Source organism: Agathobaculum sp. NTUH-O15-33, assembly GCF_033193315.1.
In the GTDB taxonomy this organism is placed as follows: Bacteria; Bacillota; Clostridia; order Oscillospirales; family Butyricicoccaceae; genus Agathobaculum; species Agathobaculum faecihominis_A.
The window spans coordinates 3,622,248-3,638,976 of record NZ_CP136187.1 but is presented as its reverse complement, the minus strand read 5'-3'; the positions used below and the strand labels follow the sequence as shown (position 1 = coordinate 3,638,976).

The following is a 16,729-nucleotide window of genomic DNA, read 5'->3' as shown; positions in this document are numbered from 1 at the left end:
ATTTTGAGCAGACCCCGTGAGGACTGGTGGGAATATACAAAGCGTATCATTCGGTCGTATCCGGCGCTGAAGCGCAAGGCCGAGAGTGTCGGCGGGCAGAGTGTTACGGCGGCCTACGGGCCGTCTGGCGGGCACGGCAGCGGCGTCGGGCGGCCGGTGGAGCGTGCGGTCGTTGACCGGCTGACGGACAAGGAGCAGCGGCGGTATGACGCAGTGACCGCTGCGATAGAGGAGACGGAAAGAATGAAGCAGGGAAGGCACCGCGTGGAGCTGATCCGGCGGGTGTATTGGGATCGGTCTCACACGTTGTATGGAGCGGCGCTGTGCGTGCCGATTTCAGAGCGAACGGCAAAACGGTGGAATGCTGCATTTATCCGCACGGTTGAAAAGTTTTTGAATCTTCCGTGAAAGATGGCACTTCGTGGCCTATGCAAGGGTTTATACTGGTACCATGGATCAGTGAAAAGATTCATGTTGAGCCTCCTGTTCATAGCCGCCCTTCGGGGCGGCGACACGCCGCGAAGCGGGGCACGACCCGCGGGCGGTAAGACAGTCTGGCTTCGGCCATCCGTGACCAGTCGGACGTATGGCGGGCGATAACGCTGCATGCCGGGGGCATGCCCACAGGGATATTACCCCCGGCATATGGATCATTGGCGCGACGGTCGCGCGGTCGGCTCATAACCGACGGGGCACAGTTCGATTCTGTGATGATCCACCACGCCGGCAAACCAAAACGAAGGAGTTGAAAACTTCTTCAATCCCAATACAAATTTTAGCCGGCGCAAAAGGCACCTTCTGACGAGGGTGCTTTTTTATCTAAAATCATCAAATGTCATTAAGTGTGCATATAATTATTTAACTTGCGAGAGGAGTGTATGCGATGAGCTGGAAAGGTGCAAGAGGACCGATGTGCCCAACAAATCCCGGAGAAAAGGGCATGATCGAATGTGTTATACATCAAATAAATGCCGCAACTGGGCACGGTGACGAGGACGGGAATGAGTATCTTTCGATAGATAAGTACTGCGTCAATCAGATAAAGCAACTTTTGGTCAATTACGACAACGTGCTACGAGCCGAAGAGCATATTGAAATACAACGCAACGGGAGGACGGTACGCTATCTACCCGAGAAGTAGAGACGCTATACAATCCATTCCATCGCGGCACTCATTCTCGACTATCGTAGACAAGTAATGTATGCCCTCATCAAAAGAATAGTTTTTTGGTATTTCGCAAAGATGCGGAATGATTTTCCAAGCGTTTGGATGCGATCGGAAAATAGGAAAGAGTTCACGCGCAACTGTTGCGTTATGAGAACGTATGTAAGGATCATTCTCTAACTCGTTAATATGATCTTTGATGAAATCTGATACAGCAAGACCGTTAAGGGGTATTGCTTTTTTCAATGTCTCGGTTACATAAGCATCCACTTCAGGACGGATTGCGTTAAGTGTTGCATGGCAATCACAACTGGGAAGTTCTTTAAGTTGTAATAAAGAATACAATGAGGCTAGCTCACAAAAAGTTTCTTCTAACCACTTAATATTTTGAGTAGGGGAATCTGGTATCATTAAATGGCATAGTTCGTGGGAAAACTGATAGATTAATTGCAGAAAACTATGAGAAACTGAAAGAAATATTAAATTTCTCTTTTTAAACGATTGTGGACAATCAGTAGTGGGGAGTATGCTTAAATAATAAAGACTGTTAACTCGCTGTTCGCCAAAGGAACGTTCAAATACCTGTTTTACAAATGCAAGCGAAGGAACCATTAAATTAGCAATGGGGGTACTAAAAATAGGGTTTTCTTCGCAAAAAATGGACCACTTAAGATCTGAACATATATAGTAGTTATTCATTGATATACTCCTTTTTTGTTTAATTATAACAGATAAATTTCTGAACATAAACTAAAAATCCTATTAATTAGTGGCAGTTTTGAGAGGGCCGCGTTTTATATACTGAGAAAGGCGGTGATGCAATGGCCAGACCGTTAAAATATAAGACCGTCGAGGAGTTACAAACAGCAATCGACGAATACTTTCAGTCATGCGAAGGCACGGTGCTGAAGGACGAAGACGAGCAGGTCGTATTTGATAAGTTTGGGCGGCCGGTTATTGTGGGCGAGAAGCCGCCTACCGTGACAGGGCTTGCACTGTTCCTTGGATTTCATTCGCGGCAGGCGCTGCTGAATTATCAAGTGAAGAAAGCATTCAATGACACGATTACGCGTGCGAAGTCTCGCTGCGAAGAATATGCGGAAGCGCGGCTATTTGACAGGGACGGCTTCAACGGCGCACGGTTCAGCCTGACCAACAATTTTAGGGGCTGGGCGGATAAGCCGGAAGACAGCGGCGGCGCCGCGATCGCAGACTTCCTCAAAGCACTGCACCCGGCGCCGGGGGATATCGCGGCTTTGTATGCGCACGAGGCAGACGATGGCACGGATGAATAAAGGGTTTGCGTTTAAGCCGTTCTCAGTCAAACAGCAGCAGCTCATGCACTGGTGGCGAGTAGGCAGCCCGTACAGCGACTGCGATATCATGATCGCGGACGGCGCGATCCGGTCGGGAAAGACGATCGCCTGCATTTGCTCGTTCCTTACTTGGTCAATGGACACATTTCGCGGACAGAACTTCATTTTGGCAGGCAAGACGATTGGAAGTCTGAAAAAGAACGTTATCGGGCCGATGCAGCAGATTCTCGCGGCGTGGGGTATCCCGTACCATTATGTGCGCAGCGGCGAGAACTACATCGAGATCGGCAGCAATGTGTATTACCTGTACGATGCGAACAATGAAGGGTCGCAGGACAGATTACAGGGCTTGACGGCGGCCGGGGCTTACGCGGATGAAGTTGCGCTGTTTCCGCAGAATTTCATCGAGCAGATGCTCGGCCGGTGCTCAGTGGACGGTGCAAAGGTCTACATGAACTGTAACCCAGAAAGCCCAGCGCACTATGTCAAGACTGAGCTGATCGATAAGGCGAAGGAAAAGAATATCTATCACCTGCACTTCCGCATGGAGGATAACCTGAGTCTGTCGAAGAAGACGCTGGACAAGTATTATCACATGTTTACCGGTGTGTTCTACAAGCGGTTTATTCTCGGCCACTGGGCGGCGACGGACGGTTTGGTCTATCAGCAGTTCGCCGACGAGAAGGAACGGTTTCTGCTGAATGCGCCGCCGAATGATGTTCAGTATGCCGTGATCGGCGTGGACTTTGGCGGGAGCAAGTCGGCGCACTCCTTCACGCTGACCGGCTTCACCAAAGGGATGCGGCAGGTAGTCATCTTGGATGAGTACTACCACAACAACATAAAACAAGGGCGGCTTTCACCGAAACAGGTGGAGGACGCCTTTGTCGATTTTGTGCGCCGGGCGAAGGCACGATATCGCGTGTACGAAGTCTATTGCGACAGCGCCGAGCAGACGCTGATCGAGGGGCTTGAGGTTGCCGCGGTGCGTGAGCGCTTGAGCGTGGAGATCCGCAATGCAGCCAAGGGGCCGATTAACGACCGCATTGCGTTTTACAACAGCCTGATGGCGCAAGACCGTTTCCGCGTGCTGCGGCGCTGCAAGGCGCATATCAAGGCGTTGGAGGAAGCGGTATACGATCCGGACGAGCCGGTCAAGGACATTCGGCTGGATAACGGCACGACCAACATCGACAGTCTGGACAGCATGGAGTATTCAACCGAGAGCGTACAAGACGACATCATGTATTTGGGGAGGTGAGGCCATTGCGTGCCATTACGCAGTACTTAAAACAGCAGGGATACAGTGTGCCGGATGATAGCTTTTACACGCAGATAGACCGGTGGTTTAAGTGGTATCGCGGCAAAGTGCCAAGCTTCCACACCTACCGGCAGTATAACGGCATCCGCAAGCTTACCCGCGAGCGCAAGACGCTGGGTATGGCGAAAAAGATGCCGGAGGATTGGGCCAGCCTTGAACTGAACGAAAAGGTTGAGATCGTTATCGGAAACAGCCGGATCAACAAGGCGGTGCATGAGGTGCTGGACGCGAACCAGTTCCGGGTACGCGGCAATCAGTTGCTGGAACTGGCCTATGCTTTGGGGACTGGCGCCTTCGTCGAGTACAAGGACAACGAAGCCGTCAAGATAGACTACATCCGCGCCGGCATGGTCTATCCACTGCGGTGGGACAACGGGGCGGTGATCGACTGCGCCTTTGCCAGCGAGCGGACGGTCGGCAAGGAGAAGCAGGTGTACCTGAATATCCACCGACTGGAGGGCGGCGCCTACGTGATCGTGAACCAGATGTTCCGGCGCAATGGGCAGGCGCTCACACCGATCGACCTGCCCGATGGGGTGCAGCCGGTTGTGCGGACCGGTTCGGATATTCCCCTATTTCAGATTATCAAGCCCAATTTGGTAAACTCGATTGACCCGGATTGCCCGCTGGGCTTGTCAGTATTCGCGAACGCGATCGATCAGCTTGAAGGCGCCGATCTGGTGTACGACAGCTATATCAACGAGTTCCGGCTGGGCAAGAAGCGTATCACGATCCCGCTGACTATGGCGCAGATGCAGCAGACCGAGGACGGGGTGATTGCGCCGGTATTCGACGATAACGATACAGAGTTTTTCGCCGTTCCTGCGTCGCGGGAGGGTAGAGAGACCATCGAAGAAATCAACATGGAGCTGCGGCACGAAGCGCATGAAGCGGCGATCAAGACGGCGCTCGGCCTGCTCTCCGCGAAGTGCGGTCTGGGAAACGACCGGTACAGTTTCGAGCACGGAAACATCAAGACCGCGACCGAAGTCATTTCGGAAAAATCAGAATTGTACCAAAACCTGAAAAAACATGAGCTGGTGCTGGAAAAGGCACTGGCCGACATGACCCGCGCCATCGCATCCTTGATGGGTATGAAAATTGACTTTGAGGTCAGTGTAAACTTTGACGATTCTATCATCGAGGATACGGCGGCGCTCAAACAGCAGTTCCTGCAAGAGATCCGTGACGGTGTGCGGCAGAAATGGGAGTACCGTGTCAAGTTTTTCGGGGAGGATGAAAAGGCCGCAAAAAGCATGATCGAACAGGCGCCGGACGATGAGGAGACAATGTTTGGCGGTGAGGACTGATGCTGAAACCGAAGTATCTGGAACGTGTGCCGGAAAACTTGATCATGCTGTTCAGTCAGGCAGAGATAGATATTCTTGAGGATATGGCGCGCCGGATCAGTGACTATGATTACTGGATACCGGCGGCAGAGCACCAATACAAGAAGCTGATCGAGCTTGGCAACTTCCACAGCTTTGTCATGGAAGCGCTGTCCGCCCGCACCGGCAAAAGCCGCAAGGAGCTGGAACGGCTGATGGAGGAAGCCGGGGCGGAAAGCCTGCAGTTTGATACGGATATCTACAAGGTGCACGGGCTCGACCCGCCACCACTGGCCGCGTCAGAAGCGCAACAGCGCACACTGGAAGCAGGGCTCCACAAAACGGTTGGTCTTTTCCGAAACTTAACGGGCACGACGGCAAATACGGCGACAAAACAGTTCGAGGACGCGCTCGACCGGGCGTACATGCAGATATCCACCGGCGCGTTCGCCTACGACGCCGCGATTCGCACGGCGATCAAGGACCTGTCTCGGCAGGGTGTGGGCGCGATTTGCTATCCGTCCGGGCACATTGATACGCTGGAGGTGGCGGTGCGGCGCGCGGTCATTACGGGGGTCAACCAGACGGCACTGCAAATGCAGTGGACGCTCGCCGATGAGATGGGCTGCGATCTGGTTGAGGTCACGGCACACGCCGGCGCCAGACCAGAGCACGCGGTCTGGCAGGGCGGAATTTACAGTCGATCGGGGAAGTCGGCGAAGTACCCTGATTTTATCAAGATCACGGGGTACGGGACCGGCCCGGGGCTGGGTGGATGGAATTGTCGGCACAGTTTCTTTCCATACTTTGAGGGTATGCCGCGTACCTATACACCGGAGATGTTGGAAAACTTTGAAGCCAAGGACTACGAATACAACGGACAGAAGCTGACCGAATACGAAGCCACCCAGCGGCAGCGGTATATTGAGCGGCAGATTCGCAGGTGGAAGCGGGAGCATGCAGCCATGACCGCCGCAGGGCAGGACGCTTACGAAAGCGCGGCAAAAATCAAGCACTGGCAGGAAATGCAGCAAGATTTCCTGCGGCAGACCGGACTCAAGCAACAGGGCGACCGGGAGCAGGTGCCGGCATGGGGCCGTGGTGAAGCAAAAGCGATGGAACATGACCTTGCCAAGTATGAGCAATACCGATATAATAAAGACGGGACGATCGTGGTCACGGACGATTGGAAGAGCAAGGGCAAAACGACGATCCCGAAGTCTTACCGGCCGCACGCGGTAGTGGAAACACAAACGGAATACCGAAGCGGCACGGTGCAAATCGACCGAACGATCTACGATGAACGCGGTACTATGGTGAAGCAGATCCATTCCGGACAGCATAATCGCCCGAAGTATCATCAGTTTGGGATGCATGGGGAGCATGCGCACGATTATCAATGGGATGAACATGGAAAACCAATCGATAGAGAGCCACACGAATTAAACGATCAAGACCGTATACAACATGCAGATATTTTAGGAGGTGCAACAGATGAATGATGATGATATCGCCCTTTTTTTGATGATAAACGAGCCTGCGTTTGAAGTCGGGGATAAACAATATTCTGTTTGCTGTCCGAGGAATAACCTTTATGCAACGTGGGATTCAGGCGGGAACACCTTTGACTTCACGGATATCACTTCTCTGCTGGATGAGTGGGTCGTGGACGGGAAGCCGTTTCGCGAAATCGTCCAAAGTATTATGTAGAGGCCGCCGAGCGAAAGCAAGGCGGTTTTATTATGCGCAAATTTAATAAATTAGCATCGACCGAGAGGCCGGTGCCTTTTTATACCCCAAATATGAAAGGAGCAAAAATGGATTTTCTCAAAGAACTATTTGGCGGGCAGGCGCTGACGTTTGAGCAGCTTGCCGAAGCTACCAAGAACAAGGGCTTTCAGGTGGTCAACGCCGCGGGCGGTGCGTACGTCCCCAAAGCGGACGCGGACAATCTGAACGGTCAAATCACCACGCTCACCACCCAACTGGGCGAAGCGAACAAGAAGTTGGAGGGCTACGATCCGGCGTGGAAGGAAAGCGCCGCGGCAGAGCAGAAAAAGCTTGACGCGCAACGCAATGAGTTCCTGCTCGACAAAGCGCTTTCCAGCGCGAAGGCGAAGGATACCGTTGCGGTAAAGGCGCATCTCGATCGCGAAAAGCTCACTTTCGCAGGCGGCGAGGTTATTGGCCTTGACAAGCAGCTGGCCGATTTGCGAAAGGGCGAGACTACGGCGTTCCTGTTTGAGCAGGAGGCGCCGGTTAAGACCGGTATCAGCCATCAGGGCGGCAGCGAGGGCGCGCCCGACAAGAAGGAAGAAGCAAATGCAGCGCTGCGCGCGCTGTTCGGAAAGGAGAACTAATTAATGGGCATTATCAACAGACAAGATGCGGAAGCTCTGATTCAGGAACAGCTTATCAATACTATTCAGCAGGAGGGGCCCAAGCAGTCCGTGTTTATGGGACTTGCGCGTAAGCTGCCCAACATGACCAGCAAGCAGACGCGTATTCCCGTGCTCGACATGTTGCCGATGGCCTACTGGGTCAACGGCGACACGGGTTTTAAGCAGACCAGCGAGCAGGCATGGGACAACGTGTACCTGACCGCGGAGGAGTTGGCCGTGATCGTGCCGATCCCGGAAGCGGTCGTGGATGACGCTTCGTTCGATATCCTTGGCGAGGTGCAGCCTCGCGTGGTGGAAGCGATCGGCGCACGCGTTGACGGCGCGGTAATCTTCGGCGACAACCGCCCTGCAGCGTGGCCGGCGGATATCATCACCCGTGCGCGGCAGGCGGGTAACAATGTGGCGCCGGGTTCGTCGCCCAACTATTTTGACCTCATCATGAGTGAGGGGGGCGTGATCGCCAAGGTAGAAGAAGCAGGCCGCATGGTGACCGGCGCGCTCTCGTCTATGGGCATGCGCGCCAAGCTGCGCGGCCTCAAGGGTACGGACGGACATCCGATCTTCAAGAGCGACATGCAGGGCCCGACGCAGTATGCGCTGGACGGCGCGCCGATGTACTTCCCGCAGAACGGCGCATTTGACCAGTCTGTGGCCCAGCTTATTGTTGGCGACTTCTCGCAGGCGGTCTATTCCATCCGGCAGGATATTACGGTTAAGATTCTCGATCAGGGCGTGATTCAGGACCCGGCGACTAAGCAGATTGTGTACAATCTCGCCCAGCAGGACATGATCGCGCTACGCGTCGTGTTCCGCATGGGCTGGGCGCTGCCGAACCCGGCAACCCGCATGGACACCGGCCGCATGGCTTGTCCGTTTGCATATCTGGAGCCCGCGACGGCCATGACCACCCAGAAGGTGACCTTCACGGTTGAAAACAATGCAGATACGCCGGAGGCGGTAACGGGTGCCGTGATCGACGTTAACGGTTCGCGCCTAAAAACCAATGCGTCCGGCGTGGCGGAGTTTAACCTGCGCGCCGGTGACTATACGGCGAAGATCACCAAGAAGGGCTTTAAGCCTGTAACCGAGAGCTTCATTGTCGCGGATACCGCGGTGGATAAGGGCGTGACCATGGTTCCGGCCGAGTAAGGAGGAGCGTATGATCTACGCGGATTACAGTTACTACAAGGATACCTACCGGGGCAAGATGCCGGAGACAGACTTTGACCGTCTGTCCCGTCAGGCTTCGGCCTATCTGGACGAGGTGACCTTTGGCCGCGCCACCCGTGCGCCGGAACAATATAGAGGGAACCTCAAGGACGCCTGCTGTGCGGTGACGGATGAAATGCACCGTCAAGGAAAGGGCGGAGAGCTCGCCAGCGAGACGGTAGGCAAATGGTCGAGGAATTATGTTGCGACCGGCCAAAGTCCGGAAGAACGACTGTACGAAACCGCGCGGCGGTATCTCGGACTGACCGGCTTGATGTGCAGGAGCGTGAACGCCTGATGTTTCAGCAAACAATCACAGTTTGGAACCGCTCGGACGACGAAGCATATACCCGCGTCCTGATCGAGGGCGCGTACTGGGAGGACAACCGGGGCGTTCAGCTGCGCAAGACGGGCGTTTCGCCGGACAATGGGATATTCGTCATTATTCCCATGGAGAACGTACCAGAGGGCTTCGCCGTCCGCGCGCAGGACTACATGATGCAGGGCGACGTCCCGCTGCAGCCCAAGAGCGCGAAGGAGTTGCTAGCCGTGGGCGCCGTGATGGTATCCGCGGCCGACCGGCTGGACTTTGGCGGGCTGCCCCATTGGGAGGTGACAGGGAAGTGAACATACGGGTCGTACATAACATAGATGCCGCCCAGATGCTCCGCAAATACGGGCTGGAACCGGGCGGCAGAGTACAGCAGCAATTCGTGCTGATGTGCGCCAGAGCGATGGATCCATATGTGCCGATGCAGACGGGCACGCTAAAAAACTCCCGCGTGATTGTGCCGGATGGTGTGATCTATCCGGGCCCCTATGCGCATTACCAGTACATGGGCGAGATTTGGGGACCAAATATCCCGATCATGCAAAACGGTATGGTTGTGGGCTTTTTCTCGAAAGCACCCAAACATCCAACCGGCCGCCCGCTGACCTATCATGGCGCGCCGATGCGCGGCCCCCTGTGGGACGTGCGCATGTGGGCCGATCATAAAGATGATATCCTACGCGCGCTGCAAAATCAGATTGGAGGGTAAAAGTGAGCATATTACGCGCAGTACAAACCTATTTAGAGGGCTTTTGCGGCATGAAGTTCCTGACTGATCAGGCGAACGGCGAAGTGGACAGCATCGCCGTCATGCCGACCGGCAACGGGCAGATCGAACGTGACGTGATAGGCGGCACGAGCTACCAGAACAACTATGTCATCAATGTCTGTGAGAGCAAGACGGACGAGACGGACCGAGTAGAGACACACGATCTACTGGAGCGGCTGCAGGACTGGATCGATGAGCAGTCGCGGCAGGGAAACTTCCCTAAGTTGCCGCATCCTTTCATGGTCGAGGAGATCACAGCTTCAAATGGCATGCTGTTTGAGGTGATGCAAAACGGCCTCGGCTTATATCAAATTCAAATCAAACTGACTTTTACAAGGAGAAATACGAATGCCTGACACTACGATCACCGGCACCGGCTATATTAAACGCGAGGAGTTTAAATTATTTGCCGATGTATCCGACACCGCTACGCCTGAATGGGAGCTGCAGGGCGACAAAGTAGAAGACCTGTCTATCGAAATGAACGCCAATGTCGAGAAGGGCACCGATGTGACCGGTAGCGCATACGCAGATCTGGACAAGTACGAGGAACAGACTTCGGTCGAGCCGTACCGCGCCCGGAAGGAAAGCAAGCTATTTGCTATCCTGTACGATATTGTCAAGTTCCGCAAAACGCTTTCCGACGTGCAGAGGAAGTTCCTGTGCGTGAACATTTTTAAAAACGCCAGCGGCACCTACGATGCATGGACGCAGGACTGCATCATTGAGGTGCAGAGCTACGGCGGCGACACCAAAGGCCTTGCTATCCCGTACAACATCCACTGGACAGGCAAGCGCACCTATGGTACGGCGACGATTTCGGACAGTGGCGCGGTGACTTTTACCGCGGACGTTGAACAGCCCACGGAGTAAAGGAGTAGGGTATGCAAATTATTACTGGCGTAGATATTCCGATTGAGCGTGACGGTATGGCGGCCGGCGTACTCCACATTGACCCAACCGACGTTGCCTTCGCTGAGAAAAGCTATGATTTGATTGACGAGCTGGAAGCGGCGGAGGCCGTATACGAAAAGCGCGCGGCAGAGCTGGACTTGGACCAGAGTGTGGATAAGCACGGCATTCCGACGAACGCCCGTGCCCGCCTGAAACTCCTGCGGGACGCTTGCACCGATATGCGCGCCAAGATAGACGGCGTTTTTGGGGTGGGCACGGCGGACATGGCGTTCGGTGAAACCTGCTCCTTCGACGTGATTGAGCAATTTCTGGATGGAATTGTGCCCGCGCTGGAGAGCGCGCAGAACAAGCGTATCGCAAAGTATACCAATCGCGCGCAGCGCAGGACGGCGCTTAAGAAATGAACGTTCTGACCGATGCATTCCCGACCTCGGTCGAGATCGAGGGCGTGGAGTATGCGCTGAATACGGATTTCCGTAACGGCGTGGATATCATGCTCGCCTATGAGGATCCGAATTTGACCGCGGCCGATAAGGTCATGGTGATGCTCACGCTTTTGTACAAAGAAATACCGCCAGACCTGCACAAAGCGTGCGAGCTGGCGGTATTGTTTTTGGACTGTGGGGAAGAGCGGGCGTCGGGGGAGGATGCGGAGCCGAGACCGCGCCTGTACAGCTTCGGGCACGATGCCAAGTACATTTACTCGGCAATCCGGCAGACGCATGGCATCGACCTTGAGAGCGTCAAATACCTGCACTGGTGGAAGTTCTGTTACCTGTTTCTCGACCTTAGAGAGGACTGCTTCTTTCAGCAAATTCTCTCGCTGCGCCGGAGAAAGCAAGAGGGCAAGCTCACCAAGGAGGAACGCGCAGTTTATTACAAGATGGAGGATATCTTGGTGCTGCCAGAAGAGAAAGACGCGGAGACGAGGGAAGCGGAAGCGGAGTTTATGGGGAAGCTTATACCTTCCAGCGGTGGCCACAGTTGAGGCAGGTAACCCAAACTTTTTTCGCACCGAGATTTCCGGCGGTTAATCCAAGAGGGCCAGCAGCTGCCGCGCCTATCACGGCTTTTCCTATGCCGAAGCCTTTCTTATTGGCAGACAGGGAGGTGGAGCCGCATTTAGGGCAACAGGCGACAGCGCTTTTTCGATTTTCCCTTATCCTCTGGTTCTTTGATAAAGGTTTGCTTGGCCGTGAGATCGAGGCAGCTTCAGAGTGCATGCCAAAGGATTTATTTTGTTGCATTCGCTCAATGAGCTTTAAAGGTTGCTGATATGTTTTGTATTGTAGCATGCCCCCGACAACTCCGCAAAGAACCATTACCACCCCCGAGACTGCGATCAGTTCGACACCTCCGAATGCGCCAAGAACCAAAAAGGCAACTCCCAAAATGCAGAAAAATATCATAAACCCAAGCATTATTGCAATCCTTACGCGCGCTGATTTTAACACCTTGGACGGAATAAAAGAAAGCTCTATTTGAGATTTTAACTGATTGGCTGCTTTGCTGGAGTATTCGTTTGGCTTTATATTTTTGAACGTGTAGTCAATTATATTACGGATTTCATCCGGTGAATAGTCGGTGTGCGCTCTAAAAAAACTTGTCATTTCAGGGCTGCTTTGATAAAGACCATAAATCACAGAAAGATCAATGATATCCCCAGTGTGATCGTAATATTGGTGTGAAACTCCCATCGGCGTTGACGCAGATTGGTCGATGATAGGGCTGCCGCACTTCGGGCAAAAGTTCCCTTCAAACTCGGTTCCGCATTTAGTACAAAACATTGCAACACCTCCTTATTTCAACATCTTATCATATTTCTGGCGATTTGCAAAGCTACTTGACATTGAAAAGCCAACAGACTATACTATAAGAACAAAGGGGCGCTGTCGACAGGCGGTTGACCCTAAAAGCTACAGGTTTTAAAGAAATGACCGTTCACTTGTCAGGGTGGGGCGGTCATTTCGCGTATATGGTCAGTATGTAAAGCACAAATGCTGTGCATACGAGAAGCCGAAAGGCCTTATCCACAATCGCGTCACCCCCTTTCGTGAAGGGAGTGGCCAACCGCCCGCCGCTGGGAGCGACAGCGCCCAAATACAGTTTACCACAATTCGACAATATCGGCAACCACCTTACAACGTAGGGTGGTTTTCTTATGCCCAAAAGGAGGCGATTGCGTGCCGGACGGCATTAAAATCAAAATTACATCCGACAGCAACCCAGTACTGAAGGATTTGGAAAAGGTTGAACAAAAGGCACAGCAGACTTTTGAAAAGGCGAAAGCCGCTGCTGAAAAAACCGGGCAAGAGCTGGCAAATGTGCGGGCGCGAATGGACGAAATCAAAACAGGGAAAGCCGCTGAGCTGGATATCGGCCTAAAGTGGGAAGAAGGGCAGTTTGATGCGGCTATCGAAAAGTCGGCCGCTTTGGATGCTGAATATCGAAGGCTTACACGAACGGCCGAACGCCTAGAGCAAAAATTTGAACAACAGCGGCAGACCATGGCAGCCGCCTCGGTGGCGCACGAGGACGCAGCTCGCGGGCTTAACGAGCATGCGGGCACCACAAAGAGGATGAACAGCGTTGTCCAAAAGGCGCGAACCCTGTTTGCGGCATTGGCGCAGCGTCTTGGCGCAATGAAGGATAATACAAAAAAGGCCAGCAAGGAAACAAAGAAGCACGCACAGAGCATGAAAACCGCCAAGAAGGCAGCTGATCCGCTGTCCAAATCCATCTTGCGGCTCGGCAATATGTTCAAGCTTATGCTGATCCGCATGGCGATGCGCAAGACCATAGACGGGGTGAAAGAGGGATTCGCCGATCTTGCAAAATACAGCACCAGCACACAAGAAGCGCTGTCGAAGTTATCGACGGCGTTTCTTTATATCCGCAATGCGGTGACAGCCGTTGCAAAACCCGTCTTGGAAGCGCTCGCACCGGTCATTGAGAGTGTCGCCGGTTGGTTCGGAAAAGCGGCCAATAACGTTGCGCAGTTCACGACGGCGTTGTTTGGCAACAGCAATACCTACACACAGGCGACCAAGGCGGCGAAGAAGTACGGTGACGAAACCGAGAAAGCCGCCAAGAAGACGGATAAAGCGCTGGCATCGTTTGATGATATCAACCAGATATCTATCGGCGAGCAGGAAGCAGCGGAAACTCCCACACCAGACGATATGTTCGAGGAAGCGCCGATCGACGAGAAGGTGCAGGGCTTGGCCGACAAGGTCAAGGCATTCTTTGAAGAGCTGCGCGCGGATATGGCCGGAATATGGTCGGTGTTTCAGCAGTCGTGGGCGCAGTCTGGACAGGCGACGATTGCCGCGGCAAAAGCTGCGCTCGGTAGTCTGCTCGGCGCGATAGGCGCCATTGGAACAAGCTTTGCGGCTGTGTGGACAAACGGTACGGGGTTTACGCTGCTGAACAACCTGCAGGGGCTGCTGCAAACCGTCCTCGGTATTATCGGCAGCATTGCGGATGCATTTAAGGCCGCGTGGGAGACAAACAACGTCGGCGCGATTTTGATGCAGGCGATCGCGAATGTTCTGAACAGTATTGTTTCGTTGGCCCGCGACATTGGACAGGCCTTTATCGAGGCGTGGAACAGCGGCGGGCTTGGTCAGTCGATCATGAGCAATATTTTGCAGATCGTCACAGGTATTTTTCAAATCGTTGGGAATCTGGTGGAACGTTTCAGAGAAGCTTGGGCCGTAAACGAAAACGGCAAGGCGATTTGGAGCGCGATACTTGGGATTTTTAACATTGTATTAAGCGCTTTGAACAGCATTATTCAGGCTACGGCGAAGTGGGCTGCGGGGCTGAATTTGGAGCCATTCATCAGCACGATCAGAAACATGTTGGAAGCGCTTTCACCGGTAATAGCGAGCATAGGCGATGCGCTTGTCCAAATATGGGAAGACACCGCACTACCCTTTTTGGGGTGGGTGCTTGAATCAGCACTGCCAGCATTAATCGAGGGGTTAGCCAGCATTCTAGGATTTTTGGGACAGCATGGTAATTTATTAACCTCGTTGACGAAGCTGGTTATAGCTTTTATTGCCGCTTGGAAGATAACGGCTATCATACCCGCGCTGTTGAATATGGCGGCGGCACTTGGAAACGTAAATTTTCAGATGCTCGCCGTTCGTGCATCTATGGCATTGGTTCTCATAGGAATTGCTACATTTGCCGATTTAGCGTACAAGGTATATTCGGCATGGGGCAACATGAGCACCTTTGAGAAGGTCGTTTCAGTGCTGGGCTTAATTGCAATAGCAGCAGCAACGGCGGCCATTGCAATTAGTGCAATGCTCGGAGCGGCAAACGTTGCATTAACTCTAGGCGCGATCACCGCAGGCGTTATCGGAGCATCGGCAGCAATATGGGCGGTCAACCGTTCCGGCGGTCGATCCGCTTCTTCCTCAAGCGGCGCCACACCCCGTGCAGCCTCCGCCTATTCCCTCCGCTCGGCCCCTGTACCGCGCCTTGCGACCGGCGCGGTTATTCCGCCGAACAACGAGTTTTTGGCGGTGCTGGGGGACCAGAAGCGCGGGACAAACGTGGAAGCGCCACTTTCCACGATCGAGGAAGCGGTTGGAAGAGCACTCGACGCGCGCGGCGGTAGCAACGCCCCACAAGATATTGTACTGCACCTACGGTACGATAACAGCTTTGTCCGCGGTCTGCGGCTAGAGCTGGATAAGGAGAACCGCAGGGCTGGTGTGAAACTGGTACGAGATTAAAGCAAAGTCGCCGATGGGCGGCGGAAGGAGATATGAAAATGGATAACGAAGTTAACTTGTCCGTAAAGTGTGGCAGCAAATTTTTAGAGACACTGCGTGCCGCTCTGAATAATGAGGTTGGTAGGGCGGGGCGAGTCCCCGCGAGATTAATTCAGAAGGTCGCACCAGACACATCGAGTGAAAGAGAGACGGAAGAAACACGGTGCGTTACCGATTCGTCCGCGCCTAAATCGGTGACGGCTATCCTGACCGACGGGAGACATACGGTTGCTTTGCTCAACGGGTTATGTATTGGGGACGGCATTCAAAAACTCGAATTTTCAACGGAGAATCAAGACGGAGAAATGAAAAGTACAATCCGGCTTATGGATATCAACACCCGAAAGTTTAGAGTAACCGACGGAATGGCGGAGCTGGAGTACTTTTTCGGCAAATAAGAGAACTGCGTCTACTGGAATAGACGCAGCCTTGATTTACGGTATAAGTTTAGATATAAGGTCAATCCATTCTTTTACGGTTTCCTTGGGAAGATTCTCCATCATGGCTATGGCGGAATCCGTCAATACAAATCCGCCAGTTACATCAGACTTGATGTAATCCTTTTTGCGCAACTCTTCCTCTGCATAATCAAAGTCCTCGAATTTAGGGCCGCCCCACATAGAGCTTGCGAAAGAACTGGCGTCATCTTTATCCATTCCTTCGCTACGACGTTCTTTGTACAGTTTATAAATTTGAGCTAAAACATGTTTTGACGCTTTGGTTAACTCCATACTTTTCACCCCCTCTCTTCTATCGACACTATATCACAACAGGAAATATTAAACAAGCAAAGGAGAACTCCATGAACGTACTTATCGTAGACGGAAAAACCTATAACATCGACGTCACTTCGCTTAAACGGAGCGCGTCGGTGCTGGACGGCACAAACGCGGGCCGCGTGCTATCAGGTCTCATGGTGCGGGATATCATCGGCACCTATTACAACTATGACCTGACCTTTGGCCGGTCATCGCTGTCGCCGGCCGATTATGATGCACTATATGAAACGCTAACCGCGCCGGTAGACTACCACACAATCACGGTGCCATATGGGCAGGAAACGAAAACCTTCCGGGCATATGTGTCCAACGCATCGGATGTGCTGCGCCGCATGACCGATAAGGTAAATCTGTGGGGTGAACTGACGATCAAGTTCACTGCTATGGAGCCGGATCGGAGACCGTAA

The 16,729-nt window shown here is 53.2% G+C and carries 21 protein-coding genes and 1 tRNA gene; 19 read left to right on the top strand and 3 right to left on the bottom strand.

The features are described from left to right. Positions 1–3 precede the first annotated feature (3 nt). Positions 4–408, top strand: coding sequence for a hypothetical protein (locus tag RWV98_RS17665; RefSeq protein WP_317862479.1), 405 nt, complete (start codon positions 4–6; stop codon positions 406–408). 239 nt (positions 409–647) lie between these two features. Then, a tRNA-Met gene (locus RWV98_RS17660) sits at positions 648–721 on the top strand. A 405-nt stretch (positions 722–1,126) separates the two neighbouring features. Here RWV98_RS17660 and RWV98_RS17655 read toward each other — a convergent pair. Further along, complete coding sequence (locus tag RWV98_RS17655; RefSeq protein ID WP_317862477.1) at positions 1,127–1,864, bottom strand: hypothetical protein; 738 nt, start codon at positions 1,862–1,864, stop codon at positions 1,127–1,129. 122 nt (positions 1,865–1,986) lie between these two features. On the opposite strand from RWV98_RS17655, the gene RWV98_RS17650 reads away from it, so the two are divergent. The 14 genes from RWV98_RS17650 (at position 1,987) to RWV98_RS17585 (ending at position 11,744) form a co-directional block, all read left to right on the top strand. After that, complete coding sequence (locus tag RWV98_RS17650) at positions 1,987–2,460, top strand: terminase small subunit (protein ID WP_317862476.1); 474 nt, start codon at positions 1,987–1,989, stop codon at positions 2,458–2,460. Further along, on the top strand, positions 2,444–3,742 hold the full coding sequence (locus RWV98_RS17645; protein ID WP_317862475.1) for a PBSX family phage terminase large subunit: 1,299 nt from the start codon (positions 2,444–2,446) through the stop codon (positions 3,740–3,742). Before RWV98_RS17650 ends, RWV98_RS17645 begins: the two co-directional genes overlap by 17 nt. Positions 3,743–3,747: 5 nt before the next feature. Continuing rightward, positions 3,748–5,112, top strand: a complete 1,365-nt coding sequence (locus RWV98_RS17640) for a phage portal protein (RefSeq protein WP_317862473.1) — start codon at positions 3,748–3,750, stop codon at positions 5,110–5,112. After that, entirely contained in the window at positions 5,112–6,632 is a 1,521-nt protein-coding gene (locus tag RWV98_RS17635) for a phage minor capsid protein (RefSeq protein WP_317862471.1), read from the top strand. The genes RWV98_RS17640 and RWV98_RS17635 overlap by 1 nt, the downstream gene beginning before the upstream one ends. Beyond that, complete coding sequence (locus RWV98_RS17630; RefSeq protein WP_317862469.1) at positions 6,625–6,840, top strand: hypothetical protein; 216 nt, start codon at positions 6,625–6,627, stop codon at positions 6,838–6,840. Before RWV98_RS17635 ends, RWV98_RS17630 begins: the two co-directional genes overlap by 8 nt. A 107-nt stretch (positions 6,841–6,947) precedes the next feature. After that, positions 6,948–7,490, top strand: coding sequence for a phage scaffolding protein (locus tag RWV98_RS17625; RefSeq protein WP_317862467.1), 543 nt, complete (start codon positions 6,948–6,950; stop codon positions 7,488–7,490). A 3-nt stretch (positions 7,491–7,493) separates the two neighbouring features. Then, positions 7,494–8,681 (top strand): phage major capsid protein, encoded by a 1,188-nt coding sequence (locus RWV98_RS17620; protein WP_317862465.1) that lies wholly within the window; start codon positions 7,494–7,496, stop codon positions 8,679–8,681. 10 nt (positions 8,682–8,691) lie between these two features. Further along, positions 8,692–9,039 carry a hypothetical protein gene (locus tag RWV98_RS17615; RefSeq protein ID WP_317862464.1) on the top strand — a complete coding sequence of 116 codons (348 nt, stop codon included), beginning with the start codon at positions 8,692–8,694 and terminating at the stop codon, positions 9,037–9,039. After that, complete coding sequence (locus RWV98_RS17610) at positions 9,039–9,368, top strand: DUF6751 family protein (protein ID WP_317862462.1); 330 nt, start codon at positions 9,039–9,041, stop codon at positions 9,366–9,368. Before RWV98_RS17615 ends, RWV98_RS17610 begins: the two co-directional genes overlap by 1 nt. Further along, positions 9,365–9,781: a minor capsid protein gene (locus RWV98_RS17605; RefSeq protein ID WP_317862460.1), complete on the top strand. Its 417-nt coding sequence runs from the start codon at positions 9,365–9,367 to the stop codon at positions 9,779–9,781. The genes RWV98_RS17610 and RWV98_RS17605 overlap by 4 nt, the downstream gene beginning before the upstream one ends. Positions 9,782–9,783: 2 nt before the next feature. Continuing rightward, positions 9,784–10,197, top strand: a complete 414-nt coding sequence (locus RWV98_RS17600) for a hypothetical protein (protein ID WP_317862458.1) — start codon at positions 9,784–9,786, stop codon at positions 10,195–10,197. Beyond that, the gene (locus RWV98_RS17595) at positions 10,190–10,714 is read left to right on the top strand and encodes a hypothetical protein (RefSeq protein WP_317862456.1); all 525 of its coding nucleotides are present in this window, start codon (positions 10,190–10,192) and stop codon (positions 10,712–10,714) included. Before RWV98_RS17600 ends, RWV98_RS17595 begins: the two co-directional genes overlap by 8 nt. Before the next feature lie 11 nt (positions 10,715–10,725). Next, positions 10,726–11,160 carry a hypothetical protein gene (locus RWV98_RS17590; protein ID WP_317862454.1) on the top strand — a complete coding sequence of 145 codons (435 nt, stop codon included), beginning with the start codon at positions 10,726–10,728 and terminating at the stop codon, positions 11,158–11,160. Continuing rightward, positions 11,157–11,744 (top strand): bacteriophage Gp15 family protein, encoded by a 588-nt coding sequence (locus RWV98_RS17585; RefSeq protein ID WP_317862452.1) that lies wholly within the window; start codon positions 11,157–11,159, stop codon positions 11,742–11,744. Before RWV98_RS17590 ends, RWV98_RS17585 begins: the two co-directional genes overlap by 4 nt. Here RWV98_RS17585 and RWV98_RS17580 read toward each other — a convergent pair. Beyond that, positions 11,716–12,543, bottom strand: coding sequence for a hypothetical protein (locus tag RWV98_RS17580; RefSeq protein WP_317862450.1), 828 nt, complete (start codon positions 12,541–12,543; stop codon positions 11,716–11,718). The genes RWV98_RS17585 and RWV98_RS17580 overlap by 29 nt on opposite strands. 396 nt (positions 12,544–12,939) lie before the next feature. On the opposite strand from RWV98_RS17580, the gene RWV98_RS17575 reads away from it, so the two are divergent. Together RWV98_RS17575 and RWV98_RS17570 are read left to right on the top strand one after the other, a co-directional pair. Then, on the top strand, positions 12,940–15,504 hold the full coding sequence (locus RWV98_RS17575) for a hypothetical protein (protein WP_317862448.1): 2,565 nt from the start codon (positions 12,940–12,942) through the stop codon (positions 15,502–15,504). A 38-nt stretch (positions 15,505–15,542) separates the two neighbouring features. Next, on the top strand, positions 15,543–15,941 hold the full coding sequence (locus tag RWV98_RS17570) for a hypothetical protein (RefSeq protein WP_317862446.1): 399 nt from the start codon (positions 15,543–15,545) through the stop codon (positions 15,939–15,941). A 36-nt stretch (positions 15,942–15,977) separates the two neighbouring features. Here the strand turns inward: RWV98_RS17570 and RWV98_RS17565 are convergent, their stop codons facing one another. After that, positions 15,978–16,274 carry a hypothetical protein gene (locus tag RWV98_RS17565; protein ID WP_317862444.1) on the bottom strand — a complete coding sequence of 99 codons (297 nt, stop codon included), beginning with the start codon at positions 16,272–16,274 and terminating at the stop codon, positions 15,978–15,980. Between the two features lie 71 nt (positions 16,275–16,345). Between RWV98_RS17565 and RWV98_RS17560 the strand changes: the two genes are divergently transcribed. Then, entirely contained in the window at positions 16,346–16,729 is a 384-nt protein-coding gene (locus RWV98_RS17560; protein ID WP_317862442.1) for a hypothetical protein, read from the top strand.